At 61.8% G+C, this 15,572-nt stretch carries 18 protein-coding genes and 3 pseudogenes; 7 read left to right on the top strand and 14 right to left on the bottom strand.

The annotated features are described in order from the left end of the window. Positions 1-22: 22 nt before the first annotated feature. The 8 genes from CK227_RS24550 to CK227_RS24515 form a co-directional block, all read right to left on the bottom strand. Positions 23-358 (bottom strand): DUF736 domain-containing protein, encoded by a 336-nt coding sequence (locus CK227_RS24550; RefSeq protein WP_095774572.1) that lies wholly within the window; start codon positions 356-358, stop codon positions 23-25. Between the two features lie 36 nt (positions 359-394). Continuing rightward, entirely contained in the window at positions 395-940 is a 546-nt protein-coding gene (locus CK227_RS24545) for a S26 family signal peptidase (RefSeq protein ID WP_095774573.1), read from the bottom strand. Then, positions 937-1,428, bottom strand: coding sequence for a DUF2840 domain-containing protein (locus CK227_RS24540; protein WP_095774574.1), 492 nt, complete (start codon positions 1,426-1,428; stop codon positions 937-939). The genes CK227_RS24545 and CK227_RS24540 overlap by 4 nt, the downstream gene beginning before the upstream one ends. Then, positions 1,425-2,510 (bottom strand): replication initiator protein A, encoded by a 1,086-nt coding sequence (locus CK227_RS24535; RefSeq protein WP_095774575.1) that lies wholly within the window; start codon positions 2,508-2,510, stop codon positions 1,425-1,427. Before CK227_RS24535 ends, CK227_RS24540 begins: the two co-directional genes overlap by 4 nt. Before the next feature lie 15 nt (positions 2,511-2,525). Then, positions 2,526-2,807, bottom strand: coding sequence for a helix-turn-helix domain-containing protein (locus CK227_RS24530; RefSeq protein ID WP_095774576.1), 282 nt, complete (start codon positions 2,805-2,807; stop codon positions 2,526-2,528). 121 nt (positions 2,808-2,928) lie between these two features. After that, positions 2,929-3,330, bottom strand: a complete 402-nt coding sequence (locus CK227_RS24525) for a DUF2285 domain-containing protein (RefSeq protein ID WP_245318231.1) — start codon at positions 3,328-3,330, stop codon at positions 2,929-2,931. A gap of 154 nt (positions 3,331-3,484) precedes the next feature. Next, positions 3,485-3,679: a DUF6499 domain-containing protein gene (locus CK227_RS24520; RefSeq protein ID WP_095774577.1), complete on the bottom strand. Its 195-nt coding sequence runs from the start codon at positions 3,677-3,679 to the stop codon at positions 3,485-3,487. 131 nt (positions 3,680-3,810) lie between these two features. Beyond that, complete coding sequence (locus CK227_RS24515) at positions 3,811-4,260, bottom strand: hypothetical protein (protein ID WP_245318232.1); 450 nt, start codon at positions 4,258-4,260, stop codon at positions 3,811-3,813. Positions 4,261-4,631: 371 nt separating this feature from the next. Here CK227_RS24515 and CK227_RS37045 point away from each other — a divergent pair, with 371 nt between their 5' ends. Continuing rightward, on the top strand, positions 4,632-4,931 hold the full coding sequence (locus CK227_RS37045) for a transcriptional regulator (protein ID WP_348629131.1): 300 nt from the start codon (positions 4,632-4,634) through the stop codon (positions 4,929-4,931). Positions 4,932-5,003: 72 nt separating this feature from the next. Here the strand turns inward: CK227_RS37045 and CK227_RS36855 are convergent. The 4 genes and pseudogenes from CK227_RS36855 to CK227_RS24495 all read right to left on the bottom strand — a co-directional run. Continuing rightward, a pseudogene (locus tag CK227_RS36855) lies at positions 5,004-5,138 on the bottom strand (DUF736 family protein); the annotation flags it as partial. Between the two features lie 57 nt (positions 5,139-5,195). Then, a pseudogene (locus tag CK227_RS37415) lies at positions 5,196-5,255 on the bottom strand (hypothetical protein); the annotation flags it as partial. Position 5,256: 1 nt separating this feature from the next. Then, entirely contained in the window at positions 5,257-5,568 is a 312-nt protein-coding gene (locus tag CK227_RS36310) for a hypothetical protein (RefSeq protein ID WP_143750525.1), read from the bottom strand. 393 nt (positions 5,569-5,961) lie between these two features. Then, positions 5,962-7,173: a DUF932 domain-containing protein gene (locus CK227_RS24495; protein WP_095774581.1), complete on the bottom strand. Its 1,212-nt coding sequence runs from the start codon at positions 7,171-7,173 to the stop codon at positions 5,962-5,964. A gap of 427 nt (positions 7,174-7,600) precedes the next feature. Between CK227_RS24495 and CK227_RS24490 the strand changes: the two genes are divergently transcribed. After that, a complete protein-coding gene (locus CK227_RS24490; RefSeq protein WP_095774582.1) occupies positions 7,601-8,134 on the top strand; it encodes a MucR family transcriptional regulator in 534 nt (177 codons plus the stop codon). Between the two features lie 99 nt (positions 8,135-8,233). Here the strand turns inward: CK227_RS24490 and CK227_RS24485 are convergent, their stop codons facing one another. Both CK227_RS24485 and CK227_RS24480 read right to left on the bottom strand, forming a co-directional pair. Then, the gene (locus tag CK227_RS24485; RefSeq protein WP_095774583.1) at positions 8,234-8,545 is read right to left on the bottom strand and encodes a DUF736 domain-containing protein; all 312 of its coding nucleotides are present in this window, start codon (positions 8,543-8,545) and stop codon (positions 8,234-8,236) included. An 809-nt stretch (positions 8,546-9,354) separates the two neighbouring features. Further along, entirely contained in the window at positions 9,355-11,466 is a 2,112-nt protein-coding gene (locus CK227_RS24480) for a ParB/RepB/Spo0J family partition protein (protein ID WP_095774584.1), read from the bottom strand. A 542-nt stretch (positions 11,467-12,008) separates the two neighbouring features. On the opposite strand from CK227_RS24480, the gene CK227_RS24475 reads away from it, so the two are divergent. The 5 genes and pseudogenes from CK227_RS24475 (at position 12,009) to CK227_RS24455 (ending at position 15,513) form a co-directional block, all read left to right on the top strand. Continuing rightward, positions 12,009-13,685 (top strand): DNA polymerase/3'-5' exonuclease PolX, encoded by a 1,677-nt coding sequence (locus tag CK227_RS24475; RefSeq protein ID WP_095774585.1) that lies wholly within the window; start codon positions 12,009-12,011, stop codon positions 13,683-13,685. Positions 13,686-13,716: 31 nt separating this feature from the next. Next, positions 13,717-13,851: pseudogene (locus CK227_RS37410) on the top strand (cysteine hydrolase); the annotation flags it as partial. A gap of 169 nt (positions 13,852-14,020) precedes the next feature. Next, entirely contained in the window at positions 14,021-14,524 is a 504-nt protein-coding gene (locus CK227_RS24465; protein WP_095774586.1) for a DUF892 family protein, read from the top strand. Positions 14,525-14,586: 62 nt separating this feature from the next. Beyond that, complete coding sequence (locus CK227_RS24460) at positions 14,587-14,841, top strand: hypothetical protein (protein WP_095774587.1); 255 nt, start codon at positions 14,587-14,589, stop codon at positions 14,839-14,841. A gap of 39 nt (positions 14,842-14,880) precedes the next feature. Then, positions 14,881-15,513 carry a cell envelope biogenesis protein TolA gene (locus tag CK227_RS24455; protein ID WP_095774588.1) on the top strand — a complete coding sequence of 211 codons (633 nt, stop codon included), beginning with the start codon at positions 14,881-14,883 and terminating at the stop codon, positions 15,511-15,513. Positions 15,514-15,572 lie beyond the last annotated feature (59 nt).

Genomic DNA, 15,572 nt, shown 5'->3' with positions numbered 1-15,572 from the left:
CGCATCTTTGCCGCTCGCAAGGTCATCGTGAGCGATCGTGACGCGATTTCGGCCGGCTCCAGCGCAGCGACCAGGAGCTCCCATCCGCGCTGGGACGGAAAAGGTTGGCGCGGAAACGCCGGCCAAACATCGGATCCTCCAACCGGCAGGACAAATAGTCGCCCGCGGCCGGCCCGGTCTCCCTCCAGGCCGCGCCGATTTCCGGGCCGCTGTCGTCGCCGATATGGATGCGAAAATCCGGTGCATTGCCCTCGGATGTCCTTGTCGGGACGAGCACCAATTCGGCATCCAGAAGCAGCGTTCGAATGCGACCGCTGAAACCAGATTGGGTTTGCTCGAAAACACCGATCTCGGGCATGGAAATGTCTCCTTCCTATTTTGGTTTGGCTGGGTTTCAGTTCTCCGGAGCGAGCCAGACGTAGCGTCCGTCGCCCCTCTCGTCGGTCCAGAGCGGCAGCGCGCGTCCGACGATCGAGGTCGCCGGGAAAGGCCCGAAATAACGGCCGTCGAGGCTGTCCCCGACCTTCCGGTTCATGACGAAGATTTCGTCGGCGGCGATGATGCGGCAGCCCTGCCAGTCAGGCAGAGAACGCCCCTTGTGGTCGCGCGCAAGTGCTGCGCCCAACGCGACGCCGTCGGCAGTGACAATGCGCCCGATACGGCAGACCTTTTGCCCGGGGAGTGCCACGATGGTCTTCAACATCGGTACGCCAATCGGAAGATAGCCGCGCTGCGCTGCGAACCGGGCGATCGGTTCGGGCGGTTCAACGACTGCGAGCTCGCCGGCCGCAGCGTGCGTGCCTCGGCTCACCGCGTAGAGGCCGATGGGCGCGCTGGCCGATGCGTTCCACATCAACAGCGGCGGCATCTTCACGACAGCCGGCGTAACGATCGCGGCGACCGCGGCAAGCGCCGTGATTGAGCAGGCAAGGCGGCTCATGATGTGGCTCGCTTGCGCAACAGGAAGCCCTGGTGCTGTTCGAGCGAATAGGCGCGCGGGGTTCCGCCGGCGACCAGGCGGTTGTGGGTTTGGCGCCAATAGTCGGGCGCGGCATCGGCGGGATGAATGCCGATCGCCTCAATCGCGTCGATCAGCTGGAGGACGCGCTCGACCTTGTTCCAGCCCGTGATCGTGAGCAGGATCTCACCGCCAGGCCGGATGTGAGGCAGCGTCTGATAAGCTTGCGAGGGTCGGACGGCACGCACGATATCGATGCGCGACATGACGGTGCCGAAGTCGTTGGCCGCCCAGCGCACAAAGGCAAAAACAACGTCCGGCGCAAATGCGAGAACGCGGCGGCGCCTGTCGATGATTGTCTCATGGACGGTTCGCCCGAAGCGGATCCGATGTTCAATCCGCTTCTCGACCCAGATCAACTCGACGGTCGTGAGCGCGCTACGCGGCATGGCTTGTGGAAACGACGTCATGTGTCATCGCCCGTGCGGCGACCGGCGCGTTGGCCATCGCGTGTCGGTCGGCCAGCAGCCAGCCGCGACTGTTCCTCGCGCTGGTTCGCCGGGTGCCGCGCAAGACTGTTAGATTGACTGTTAGACTCCAAGTTAGGAGCGCGATTTTCCTCGCCGGTGCCACGGCTTAGGGCCGCTGGCGGTTCCCGATAGCCCGATAGTGCGGTTCCCGATGGCACGACGGTTCGGGTTCCCGATAGCACGAGCCTGTCAACAAGGGCTGGCGCCGGTTCGAACGCCAAAAGAACGCGGCCGCTGGCTTCGACTTCCGTGAACAGAAGGTACCCGGGCAGCGGTTGGCGGCGCACGATGTCGCGCAGCTCGAAGGCGAAGCGCTTGAGCGGGGAGAGGCTGCCGGACTTCTGATGCAAATGCCGGATGTCGAAACGCCAGCCGGCACGCTGGCGCCCGCCATGCTTGCGCACCAGCCGGTAGAGCCAGCGATCGAGGCCACCCGTCAGCCCGAAATAGGCACGATCAATCGTCAGAATAAGCGCTGAGTCCACAACCGCGCGGTAAAACCAGTCCGGCAAAATTAACTCGAGGCCGAGCGGGCGGCCGTTTCGGCCGGTGCATTCCTGCCACTCATTGATCCACGAGAAGCGATGGCGCCTGCCTTCGGCGGGTTGGCGGATCGAGGTGACGACGCTCGTCGATTGCAGGCGATCGAGCGCTGCCTTGAGGCGCTGGTAGTCTCGCTTCGAGACGCCGCGGCCGATGAAGGTCAGCATTTCGTATGGCGTCGCAGCCATCAGGCGCGACGTGCGCAGCCCGGCGTCGCGTGCGTTGACGATCTGGCTTGCGGCCCAGATCAGGATATCGGCATCCCAGATTGTCGCCATCCCGTGGTCAGGCACGGCCTCCACCCTGATGGTCACATCGCCAGCGCGAAAGTCGATCGGCGCGATGCGTCTGGATTTGGCGAGGGAAAAGAAAGGATAGGCCATGAGGTCCTGCGCATCGCGTGGTGCGAAATCACCGGGCAGCGCGTGGAACAGGTCGAGCTGTCCGCGCTCGGAGGGTTGGCGTGTTCGTCCCGACATCGGGTTGGCGGCGGCTTAGCGGGTTTCGCGCCCGGCATAGGGGATCAACCGGGCTGCATGAGGCTTGGCGGGCAGCACCGAGCCATGCGGATCGGACGTCGAGGTCATTGCCCCGCGCTGCACCCAGGCTTGAAGATCGTCGACGGCGTACACGACGCGGCCGCCAAGCTTGCGATAGGCAGGCCCGGTCCCGTAGGTGCGGTGCTTCTCCAGGGTGCGCGCAGAGAGGCTGAGGAAATGCGCGGCCTCCGCGGTGCGCAGGTAGCGCGGCGGCATTGCGGCGGTGTTGGCGTTCATGGGGCGTCTCCTTCCGGCCGTCGCGGTTGAACGGCGTTCCATGGCCAGGATGGAGGAGCAAGGGGCCGGTGATCAGGTGCGCAATTGACAGGCGCTTTTTTGCACCGTGAGCCACCAGGTTTCAGGAGAGCCGCCGCCGCGCGCGCAGCAGTTGCCGATAGCCGCGCTCGACCATCTTCAGACCGTCGCGCACCAGGCGGTGCGTCTGGTAGCGGAAGGCGGAGTCGTGCCAATCAGCCGCGCTGACCAGCCGCCTACCGAACAAGGCGGCCGCGACTTCAAAATGGGATGCGTGCTCCTCCCGGCCGTCCAGGCATCGCAGCATATGACCAAGGCGGCGGCGCTGCGCCGTGGTCAATCGGGCGTCGGGAAAATGGCGATTGGCGATCGAGCGAATGAAGCGCTCGATCGCCAGGAGGCGGTCGGGTGCCATATCGTCGAGCGGGATGATGGCCGCCAAAGGCTTGCCTGGCCGCGGGTCACTGAGAAGCGCCACATGCGTGCCGCTGTGCTCAGCACGCATGTGAAGGCCGATCTCGTCGCGCTGGCCCTCGGCAAGCGCAACGACGGAAGGGATGTTCTGCGCGGCGTGCAGGCTCGGCGGAACCTCGATCAGATTGATGACGCCAGGGTCAATTTGAGGCGCCCAGTAGACGGATTGTTCGACTGCGGACTGGTCAGGCCTGGCGGCGAAACTGCAAACCCCAGCGCTTGCGCAATGCGCGCAGAGCCTTGGCTGACCGGGAGGCTGCGAAGTCTTGCTGATACTGCGGATTGCGCCGCAGGAACTCCCAGGCAATCACATCGGCGGCAGCGCCTTTGACGAATGCGTATGCCTGTGGATCACGCCACTGCGATGTATCCGGTTTCATCCGCGTCTTTCCCTTGTCAAAGATTTGATAGGGTGTCGCGGAGTTGAGCGAAATCCTTGGATTCCGTCATTGACGAAGCCGACGGGGGAGCGCGGCGGGGCTGCGTGATCAGGCGATGATTGTCGAGAGGCCTATTGGTTTGCGCCGTGCAGTGTCTTGAATGTCTGAGTCCAGCCCCGGTAGGTTTCGTCATCGCCCTGGCACCACGCACCGAAAGCGCGCCAGGCGGCAAAAGATGATGCGGACTGCTCGAACAGAGAGCCGATCGGCTCACCACCGGGCCAGCCGGCCGGCGGGTCGCCCGCCGCATCATTCGTAAGCCGTCGCAGGTCGGCCAATGCCGAGCGGATGTGCGGAAGCGGAAATTCGCAAAGGTCGCTGTTGTCGTTTGCTTCACGAACGACGACCGCAAGCTTGGCGATCACACCCGCCAATGATTGGGCAGCCGTCGCCGCAATCTCAGCCAGCAAGGCGTCCGCCTTTTCAGCATCGTCCTGCTCCACCTGCCGGGTGTCGAGATAGACGCGTTCGGCGTCGGTCCTCTCCGCGCACTCGACGACTTCGCCTGCGGTCGAAAACACCCCTCTTTCCCAGAGCCCGCCCTCTGCACGCTGCTGGCGGACGCAGGACGCCAGCGTCGCAGTGTGTGCATCCAACCAAGCAAGGGACAGGGTGAGCGCAGGATCGGCTAGAGGCTGACCAACGACCAGGCAGTCCGCCAAAACCTTGTGTGTCGACGGCAGTCAACGAACTGACTAACTCCCGTCCCTGCATGACGGAAGACAAAGTCGTGGTATTGTCGGAATCAGCCATGATCCGAGCTCCACACAGCTTGGCGCTGGTCAGGTCGGGCAAGGGTGTTCCACCACCCTGCTCGACCGTTAGCCCCTGCGTCGTGTGCTTTAGAGGTATCCCTCCTCGGGCGCACGCACCGGTAGCAGTGACGATTTAGATGAACTCGAGCGAAAAATCAAGCCCCATGGCATCAAATGATACTTTTGGTATAGAGGTAATTACAAGTGGCCAAGTGCGAGCTGCGCGTGCTTTGCTTCAATGGGATCAGAAAACGCTTGCAGAACGGTCGAAGGTTTCACTCGCTACAATTAAACGATTAGAGCCGTTGACCGGACCAATAAGGGCAAACAAAGTTACTGTTGAGGCATTGCGCCGCGCATTCGAATTGGCGGGTATCCAGTTTATCCCAGAGAACGGCGGGGGTGCCGGCGTTCGCCTGACCAACCGGTCCGATTAGCTTTGGAGGAAACGTTTCAGTTTGCGGGATCTGAAGACGCCCCGCCCGCAAGCGAGCGAGGCGTCTACCAATTTACTCGCCGATGCGGCGGTTCGGGCGGGACCAGATGAGGCTGTGATCGTCGCCTTCCTCGTCGGCGAAGATCGGAGCGGTGAAGCTCGGATCGTCAAGCTTGAGGCCGAGATAGTCGCGACCTTCGTTGGAGCGCAAGCCGCCGCCAATCATGGCGGCCGCCCTCACGAGACCAATCACGGCTTCGCGCAGTGACGAGGTTTTCCATGGATTGGAGGCGACACGCTCTTTGCCATAAAAGGCGGTGGCGATTTCACGGTAGCTGGCGCCGTTCGTGTCGCTGCGGGATTGTCATTCGCGTATCCGGCGGCACCGGCCTCTTGTCATAGCCACGCCAGAAACAGACGAGCGCTTCGACGCGCCCGAGCGTTTGCGAATCCAGCGGGATCAGGGCTGCAAGCGACCGGTTTGCCTCGCTGCCAGGAAGGAGGAGAAGCTGTGTGGCGATCCGATTGTCATGGACGGCATGGGATCCTTGCGGGCTAGGACGATGCGTGCCGAGTTCGACGAGCACCGCAGAAGGTTCGACTGGCAGGAAATCTGGCGAAGGCGTGAGGGTCAGCACGGCTGGATCCACCAGGGGGGACCCCGCGAAGGAGGGTCAGCAAGCATCACGCGATGCTGTATCGGCATCGCCAACAGAACAGGTTGGGCGCTGCCTTTTCCGTCACAACGCAGCCGTGACGGGCGGGCAGACGCCGTGATCACAAAGTTGCCCAGGAAGACTGGAAAGCTGCTCTTACCGGGGTATTGGACTTTGGCGTTGTTGACGATCGAGTGGATTGCACGTTTTCTCTGAGGTTGATGTGACCGCAGTCGCGTCGCGAGCCGGGCGGAGCCCGGCGAGCGGCGGCCGCCAACCACGTGCGGCCGCCGCCGTCGAACAAGACGGCGGATGGGCTGAAAATTCCGGCATGAAGCCTGCGCGGCCGAATTTCGGCCGCGCAATGTCGGACGGTCAGATCGCCTTTTCCAGCAACGCCTTCGCCTTTCCTTCAAGCTCGAGCCGGCTGTCCTGATGGGATTTGGTGCGAGCGTGCGCGGTCATCCCTTGCACGAAATCAAAGATGCTTTCCGGTGGCCTGCCTTCCTCCTGCAAAACTGCTTCGATGATCTTGCCCGTTTCCACCTTGGAGAAACCACGCTTGCGCAGAAACGTTTCGCGGTCGTCATCGCTACGGGCGACGATCTTCTCGCGTGCGGCCTTGATGCCGGCGATGAACGGCTCGGGCGAAGAGTTCGCGAAACTGGTCAAGGCCGGCGCTGCCTCGTGGGCAAAACGCTGCGCAGCAAATTTCGAATGCCGGATGCTGATTTCTTCGAAACCTTCGACACCCCAAAGGTTGCGGTTCATGCAGACCGCGCGGAGATAGAATGACGCTATGCCGAGCGTCTTTGATCCCACTTCGCTATTCCAGCAATAGAAGCCACGGAAATATAAATCTGGTTCTCCGTTCGGCAGGCGTCCCGCCTCGATGGGATGGGTGTCATCCACCAGAAACAGGAACACGTCGCGGTCGCTGGCGTAAAGCGTGGTGGTGTCCTTGGTGATGTCGACCAAGGGGTTATGCGTCATGGTCGCCCAGTCCAGCACGCCTGGCACCTTCCACATGGTGTCGCCTGTGCCGTTCCCCGCGATCTTCATGACCGCTGCGACAAGTTCATGGTCCCAGATGCGGCCATAGTCCGGGCCGGTGACGGCGCGAAGCTCGATACGTCCGTCTTCCGCCTCCAAGGTTTTCACAAGCTCGGCTCGATGGGAAAGCAGGCCGTGCTGCAGGTTGATGCCAGCGAGCGGCGCCGGTAGCTGGCGCATGTAGGTTGCGGGTGCACCGATAAGGCTGCACAACTGGCCGAAGCTCCAATGCGTGGGTGCGATCGGCTGGTCCTGTCCGGGAACAATCAGCGAAAGTCTTTCCGCATTTTCGCGGCTTGCCTCAACCCTTACTGCCCGGCTCTCGACGGTCCGGGCGGTGGCGCGGTCCGCACGGGCGCGCACGGCGTCGTAAAGCTCGGTCAGCGACAGATACCGCTCATCGTCGGGGCGCGAAAACCATTCCGACGAAACGCGTCCAACGCGCTCGCCGCGCGAGATGTCCACGCGAAAGCCGCTGGTAACAGACTGCTGCTGGCCGTTGTTGGTGCCGCTGGTGTTCGTGATGATGTTCATTTTGCTCACTCCTTTTTCGTCAAAGCCTAAGGCATGTCCCCGGCATGCCTTCCGGGGGCGCGTGAGCGCGCGGGAGTGATGGGGGCCAATGCGGTCGCGCGGAGCCGGGCTGCGCGGTCGAGCGAGGCGGATGCAACTCATTTGGATGGTTGGATCGGTTTGATCAGTCAGCCGCTTTGCGAGCCGGCGGCCCTGCTCTGCAACAGACGGCAATGGCGGGGAAGCGAGGGAAAGTCCCCTCGCTTCCCTGAAGGCTATGGGCAAGATTTCTCCACTGCCGATCAGCACGAAGGAAGCTAAGCTTGGTGTCTTGAAATTTCACAATGCGGCGAGCAGTGTTAGGAGACTAACGATTTGTTTTCTTGTTTGCTGAAAAAGACTTTTCGCCAACACGTTTGCCGATCCGATGACCAGAGGAAAAATATCCATGACCATTTCAAACGAGCAGCAGGACAAAGCTGATTTCGTAGCGATCGCTGCTGATATCGTCGCCGCGTACGTGGCGAACAACCCGCTGCCGGTTGCTGAACTGCCAAAGCTGATCGGCGACATTCATGCTGCATTGCAGGGGATCGGTGCGCCTGCGGCCGAGCCCGTGGTGAAACTGGAGCCTGCCGTATCGATCAGGAAGTCGGTGACGCCGGACTACATCATCTGCCTGGAGGACGGGAAAAAATTCAAATCCCTCAAGCGACACATCAGCACGCACTACAATCTCAGCCCTGACGAATACCGGGCGAAGTGGAGCCTGCCCGTCGATTATCCGATGGTGGCGCCGAACTACGCTGCCGCCCGCTCGGCGCTGGCAAAGGCTGCCGGGCTCGGGCGCAAGCCGGCGGAGCCCACACCGGCCGGGACCCCCAAGCTGAAACGGGCTGCGCGCGCGGTGACTGCGGCGACCAAGCCGGCGATCGCGAAGTCGCCCGTCAAGAAACCGCGCAAAAGTCCTGCCAAGACCTAGTCGGCCCCGTTGCACCGCCTATCTCTTGGGCGGTGGCGGATCTGAGCATGGAGAAGCCCCGTCCGCCGGACGGGGCTTCTCTTTTGCTTGGTGCCGATTTCACTCGGCGGCGCGGCGGGACCAGATGAGGGAGAATTCGCCCTCGGTTTCGGTCTCGACCAGGCTCGCGTAAATCGGAGCGGGGAAGCTCGGATCGTCGAGCTTGACGGAGTGGTAGTCGCGGCCCTCTCGCGAGGTCTTCTTCCAAGCCGCACCGAATTCGGTGGCGCCGGCGAAGATGCGGTAGTCCGGACCCTTTTCATTGTCCCCTTCGGCGGGGACGAAATCGACTGCCTTGACGTTGAGGTTGAGGGTCTTGACCGAGCCCTTGAAGCCCTTGGCGGTGCTGGTGAACGTGCCGATGGTAGCCATTGTGGTGGTTCCTTCCGTTTGATCGGGCCGCGCCCATCGCGTCCTCGATGGAGGTCTTGAGACCGGAGACGATCGGTCTGCACCCACCGGGGCCCCGTTGCGCCTGCGCAATGGGGTGGTCCTTCGGGCTGGAACGGAGTGGAAGGCGGCCAGCGCTGGCTTTTTTGTTTCGCGATGCAAAGCCGGCCTTTTGGGCCGGCGGCGGAAAAAAGCCAACGTTGGACGTTGCAGGAAGACGATCGAGGCGAAGCCGGGTCTTCGGTCAGACCCAATCCATTCGAGGACGCAGTGGGTGTGGCCCGCCGCCATATGAGGAGGAACCGCCGCAATGGTCATGGGGTCGTGCTTCTCATCTGGACCGCGCACGCTCCTGGGCCGATCTGAAACCCCGCTCATTCTTGGCGGCAAGGCGGCGATTGCCGCCGCCGTTCAATGGAAATCAAGTCAGGACGCTCGCGCTGGCGGTTACGTCGTCAGTGCGGCATGGATGCAGACACGGCATCCCTGAGGGTCAGAGGATCACACCCCGAGCCTCTCAACGACCCAGGGGACTTATCCGCATGATGCAATGCGGGCATGGTCGAGATCAAACAGGGCGAATACGCGTCAAGCTGAACCGATGGACCGTCGTGCCATTCCTCAAGCAGAAACAGAAACGTGGTGGACGAGGCATCGCCATGAGAGGAGCCGCCACCGCCTTGCCTTGTCCTCGATGTTGTGCGCTCGAGGTCCCCGGCCACGCTGAACAGCGTGGCCGGAGAATTCTAACGGGTGACCGGAGCCGCTTTTGCGGCTCCGGATTCTGTCATTCATTCGGCAGCGACGTCGAAGCCCTCACCTGCCTCGCTCGCGTCGTCGCGCTCGGAATAAGCCGCATGTGCATCGTCCAAGGATACTTGGTCGGCTGCGGAAGCCTCGCCCGCGATAGTGTCCCCTGCTTCGATATCTAGCGGGTCAGCAACCGTCGCGGGCTCCACGGTCCGCAGCAGCACGGGCAGCCAGCCGGTCCCGGCCAGCAACTGCTCGCCCGCTTCGGCCATCGGCTGCTTCTTCAACGCCGCAAGCCTTTCCGCCGCTTCACTGCCCGCAGCCTCCTCGACTGCCGTGAGGATGTTCGCCTTGGTGATCCGCCCGAGATAGGTGCGCACCGTCGGCGTCCAATGTGCCGTCATGTCGAGCCCAAGCGCTGCCGCCAGCCTATCCGCTGTCTCGTGGGCGCGCGGCCGGCGATCCCAGGGCTGCTTGACGGCATTGACGGTGAGCGAGGCGCAGTACGCAAACAGGGCCATGACGCTGGCAGGATCAAGCGCGCCGATGAAGCCCCACAGGTCTGCCACATTGGCCGGGATATCCGTTGCCCAGCCGGCATGACGATCCGCCAGCGCCTTGGCCGCTGCGGTGTCTTCGATGCCATCGGCATGGCCGCCGAGATACGTGCTCGTCGGCCGGATTTCCAGACAATGGGCTTCCATGCCCTGATAGAAGGCCTGCGCGGCAAGCGTATGCGTTACAGCGATGAGGGCAATGTCCGGCTGCTCGCCGAGCGCAAGGCGAAGGCCGAGCGTGCGGTGGGCAGTCAGGTCGCGGACGAGAAGATCGGAAAGCGGCTTGCCGTCCTCCTCCGCGTCTTCATCATTTCCATGATTGGGGTCCGAAGTGGCATCCGCCTCGATGATCTCGCCATCACCATTGATGGTGTAGCCTTCGCCGCCTGCTTCCGGTGCGGGCAATTCGTCTTCGGCACGAATGAAGCCGCGTTCGATGCGCGCCGTTCCGTCATGGGAGAGCACAACGAACACACCGCCGCGCTCGACGACCTCCGGGTCGTAGGCGTGGCGCAGTGCATCGACGCGCTCCATCTCGGTTTCAAGCTCGCCGAAACGCTGATCGACATCGTCGGGCAATTCCTCCGCGCTCCTCCATTCTTCCGTCAGTTGGGTGAACATATCGAATGCCGTTCGATAGGCGGCTTCATCTTCTTCCGACAAAACCACGGGCTGCGGGTAATGACGACGCAGACCATGTTCATGCGGAAAGTCGATATGGACGTCAGCCCATTTCCAGCCCTCGGCTTGCCTGACCGTTTCGGCGATGCCTTGCAGCTTCTCGATGACCATGCGGTCGAGCAACGCCGGATCGTCGTAGAAACCGCCTCGATCATCGGTGAACAGATCGCGGATGATCATGCCGCCCGCGTCAATGTAGGCCGGCCCGCCGATGAAGACAGCGCGACGGTCGCCAGCCGCGACATGGGTTCGCGTCAGTTCGCGGCGGATGAGGTAGGGCTCGCGATTGTAGGTGAGGTTTTCGAAAACCTGCTCCTGCCGGGCGGCATCGTCGGTGATGGCGAACGCCATCAGCTGGTCGAGCGTCAGACCGCCGTCGCGATAGACCTGCATCAGCCTGGGGCTGACGGCACCAAGCCTCAGGCGCTGGCGCACGACATGGGCGGTGATGCCAAAGCGGGCGGCGATTTCTTCGGCACCCCAGCCACGTTCCTCGCTGAGCCGCCGGAACGCTTCGAACTGATCGGCAGGCGACATGTTCTCGCGCGTGACATTCTCGTCCAGGCTAATCTCATGCGGATCGTTCTCGGTGTCGATGACGCAGCGGATCGGTTCGTTCTTCTTGATCTGCTTGCGCTTCACGCGCAAAAGCTGCGCCAGCCTGCGGCCTTCGCCGATGGTGACGAGATAGAAGCCCGTTTCTGCGCCCTCGCCGTCAAGCTCAGGCTCGACCACAAGGTTTTGCAGTATGCCTTTGGCGGCGATGCTTGCCGCATAGGCTTCGATGGTGGCCTCGCTATGCGGCGTCTTGCGCGCATTGCGAGGCGACTTCTTCAACCTGTTTAGCGGAATGAAAACCTCCGAGCCGCTTACGCCGGCAATCGTGGTTTCCGCACTCCTTGCATGGATGGTCATGGTTCTGGTCCTTTCCCGTAAAATGCCGAAGGCATGCCCCTCGGCATGCCTTCCGGGGGCGCGTGAGCGCGCGGCAGAGAGGGGGGCGAATGCCGGCGAGCGGAGCTGGGCTGCGCGGCGAGCGGGACGGATCGGGTCAATTCGGCGGATGACTGGTCAGCGCCGCCTTGCGAGCGGGCGGCCTCGCTCTGTCGCAGGCGACAATCGCGGGGGAGAGATGGCCAAGACCATCTCTCCCTCCTTTGAGGTTGTCGCCCTCAGTTGCCAATGGCCCCTGCCATATGGAATTTCGATTGTGTAGAGACGGCGGAATGTCCGGCCAAGGCCAGGCAGAGCATCAAACTCACCAAGAAAACCGAGAAAGGTCCGCCATGCGTTTTCGCGCGTCATCGGTAGCTACCTTCGTCGGCGATCGCGCCCCACGCGGCCTTCGTAGGCGCGCCATGAAAGTATCCGAGCGGATGAATGACTTCGGGTGTGATAATCATCGGCCCGCTAGCCACACGGCTGGAACGCGATCGTAGCCAGATCGTTTTCGTGTCATGGCAAGGCTCGATACCCAGTCCGTAGCCCGTTTGCTCCGGGAGTATGCTCAGCGTTCCTCCCTGCGGGGTGGAAATCCTTACCGGGCGAAGGCGTATCTGCGTGCGGCCGACAGCCTCCGCGCGTTGTCGGAACCCCTGGAGCGAATCATCGCGGAAGGCGGGCTGACGGAGCTCCGAGGGATCGGCGATGCGATCGCCGATATTATTACGACGCTTCACCAGACCGGTTCGCATCCAAGCCTCGAAAAGCTCCGCAAGGATGTGCCTGAAGGTGTGCTCGAACTGTTCTCGATTCCGGGACTGCGTCCTGACAAGATCCTCAAGCTTCACCAGTCGCTCGGCGTTTCATCGCTTGAGGACTTGGAGGCCGCGGCCAAGGACGGCCTGATCGCCAAGACAAAGGGTCTCGGCGCCTCGCTGCAGACAAAGGTGCTGCAAAATCTTGCGATTGCACGATCCGCCGAAACGCAGCTGCATCTGCACAAGGCAGCTGCCCTGCTTGAGCATGCCGTGGAGATCCTCAGGCGGCGGCATCCTGAATTTGTAAAGCTTCAGGTCGCCGGCGATTTCCGCCGCGGCAGCGAACTTGTCTCCGATCTGGCGGTTGTCGCGGAAGCCAAGCAACCAGCCGAGAACAAGCCAAGCGGCGGCTTGAACCTCGTCATTACCGACAAAAGGCATTTTGGCGCACAGTTGCTCAATGCGACGGGCTCGGCTGAGCATGTCAGGTTGCTGCACGAACGCGCAAAAGAGCTGGGAATGGAGCTGCGGCCGGACGGTCTCTATCATGGAAAGAAGCTGATCGCGTCGGCAACCGAAGCGGACATCTACGAGTCGCTGCGCTTGCAATTCATCGAGCCGGAACTGCGCGAGGGCCGCAATGAGATTGAGAAAGCAGAGAGGAACAAGCTTCCGAAGCTTGTCAGCGATGCTGATCTGCACGGAATCGTTCACTGCCACACGGATGCCTCGGATGGCACCGCGACTTTGGCGGCCATGGCGAACGCTACGCGGGAACGTGGCTTCGAGTATTTCGGGGTGGCCGACCACTCGCGGTCCGCGCACTACGCCGGCGGCCTGTCCATCGAGGAGATCGAAGAGCAGCACCGCGAGGCGGACCGGTTGAACAGGTCCTACGGGAAAGAATTTCGGATTCTCAAAGGCATTGAGGCCGACATCTTGGCGGACGGTTCTCTCGATTATCCCGATGAGATTCTTGCGACCTTTGATTTCGTTGTCGCCAGTGTCCACAGCCGCTTCAGGATGACGAAGAAGGACCAGACCGATCGAATCATACGGGCGGTTCAGAACCCTTACACGACCATTCTAGGCCACATGACGGGCCGGCAACTCACTCGTCGGCCAGGTTACGAGATCGACATCGACAAATTACTGAGGGCTTGCGCAAAATTCGGCGTCGCTGTTGAAATCAACGCTCATCCCTGGCGGCTGGATCTCGATTGGCGCTGGCATGAGAAAGCCCTCGCCCATGGCTGCATCTTCAGCATCAATCCCGACGCCCATTCAATCGGCGAACTCGATCATATGCATTGGGGCGTGGAGACGGCCCGGAAGGGCGGCGTGCCGGCAAAGAGTGTTTTGAATGCCATGAAGCTGCCAGCACTGCTCCGCTATCTGTCGAGCAGGCGGCACCTCTCAAATCGCGCTGCATAGTCGGGAGAGACTTGGGCCGTTCCAGTTGTGTCTGGCACCGATCCTTTGTGCGATCGACTGGGGCTTTCGGGTCATCCTCCTGACAGATGCTCTCTGCAGCTCCGCCGACGAAACTCATGATGCCATGATGGGCGCCTACCTCAACAGGTTCTGCGAGCAGGTGGAGTGGACGCCTTGCTGGAAGCATGGCCCGGCACAAAGCTGGAGCGCAGGGCGTCCTGAGCGTTCGCGGCGGCGGATTGCCAGATGGGTGGCCGGCTACATCGGGAAATTCCTCACGAAGGAACTCACCGCCTGCCTGCTAGTTTGGTGTCAAAGACACCTCGGAGGACATCTTGGGCTTTTTCACTAAAGACATCAAAACGCTGAACGACCTCTTCGTACACACCCTGCAGGATATCTGCTACGCAGAACGGCAGATCGCGAAGAAACTGCCGGACATGATCGAGAAGGCAACCGAGCCGTCCCTGAAAAACGGTTTCGAAACTCACCTTGCCGAGACAAAGAACCAGGTCGTGCGCCTGGAGAAGATCTTCAAGATGAATGGCGTCCAGGCCAAGGCCGTCGATTGTCGTGCGATCGACGGCATTCGCAAGGAAGCAAGCGAGGTCGCCGGCGACGTCGACGACAACCAGATCCTTGACGCAGCGCCCACCGCCGCCGCACAGGCCGTCGAGCACAATGAGATCACACGCTACGGCATGCTGATTGCATGGGCGAAGAAGCTAGGCCGCAACGATTGCGCTTCCGTGATCGAGCAGAACCTCGACGAGGAAAAGGCGACGGACCAGAAGCTGAACAAGATGGCGCTGGACAGCGTGAACCAGAAGGCGGCCTGAGGCCGCGACGAAAGAATGGGCCGCCCGCTCTAGCGGGCGGTCTTTCGGCAGAAGGGATAGCGATGGACCCGATGATGGTGCTGAGAGCATTTGCAGCCGCGACGACGATCCTGGCTGCGGCGCTCGTCGCCGTGAATTGGAACGCGCGCATCACTTTCGCGGGGTTTGTGATATTCATCGTCGCTGCTATTGCCTGGTCAGCGGACGGATGGCTGGAAAGCAAGGCCTCGCTGATTGTCCAGAATGTTATCCTCCTGGTTGTCAACGTGGTTGGAGTCTGGCGCTGGCTGCCAAAGGCGGAAAAGGAAATGGACTAACCGGCGCTTCAGCTTGAACGAAGGAGGCACCGAAGCTGCATGCCGCGCAAGCTCAAAGTCTTTCAGACCTCTCAGGGCTTCTACGATCTCGCCATCGCGGCGCCTTCCATGAAGGCGGCGCTCGAAGCCTGGGGGTCTGGCATCAACCTATTCCACCTGGGATTCGCGACCGTGTCCGACGATCCCAAAGTCATCGCGGCGGCGATGAAGAAGCCCGGCGTCGTCTTGCGGCGGACGCTGGGGACGAACGGGCCGTTCAATGAACACGCTGACCTGCCAGCCACCCTAGACGATGCGCCGGAGCAAAGCAGAAAGCCACACGCGAAAAAACCCAGTACTGGCAAGACCAAGGCCGCGGACGAGAAGGCCGAGCGCCGCGCGGCAGCCAAATACGAAAAGGAGCGGCAGCGGCGTGACAGCGAGCGCCAAAAGGAGGAGGCGTCCGCGGCGAAGGCTAAGGAGCGGCGCAGGGCGGCAGTGGAAAAGGCGGAGATAGCGCTGGCCGACGCGGAGCGCGAGCACGCGGAAATAATCACCGAAATCGACAACGATCAGGCGGCCGTCCAGCGCCGCGCGGACGACGAGGAGAAGCGCTGGAGCACGTTGAAAGCGCGTCTCGACGTCAATTTGCGAAAGGCACGTGGCCGGGGAGAACGGAAGCCATTTTCGTAAACCCGTTGTTGCGAACAGCCCTCCAACGCGATCCAGTTGGGGGGTCGTTCACCATGCCT

The organism is Mesorhizobium sp. WSM4308 (genome assembly GCF_002294905.1).
Classification (GTDB): domain Bacteria; phylum Pseudomonadota; class Alphaproteobacteria; order Rhizobiales; family Rhizobiaceae; genus Mesorhizobium.
The sequence above is the reverse complement of the archived record's forward strand: the minus strand, read 5'-3'. Positions and strand labels throughout refer to the sequence as shown.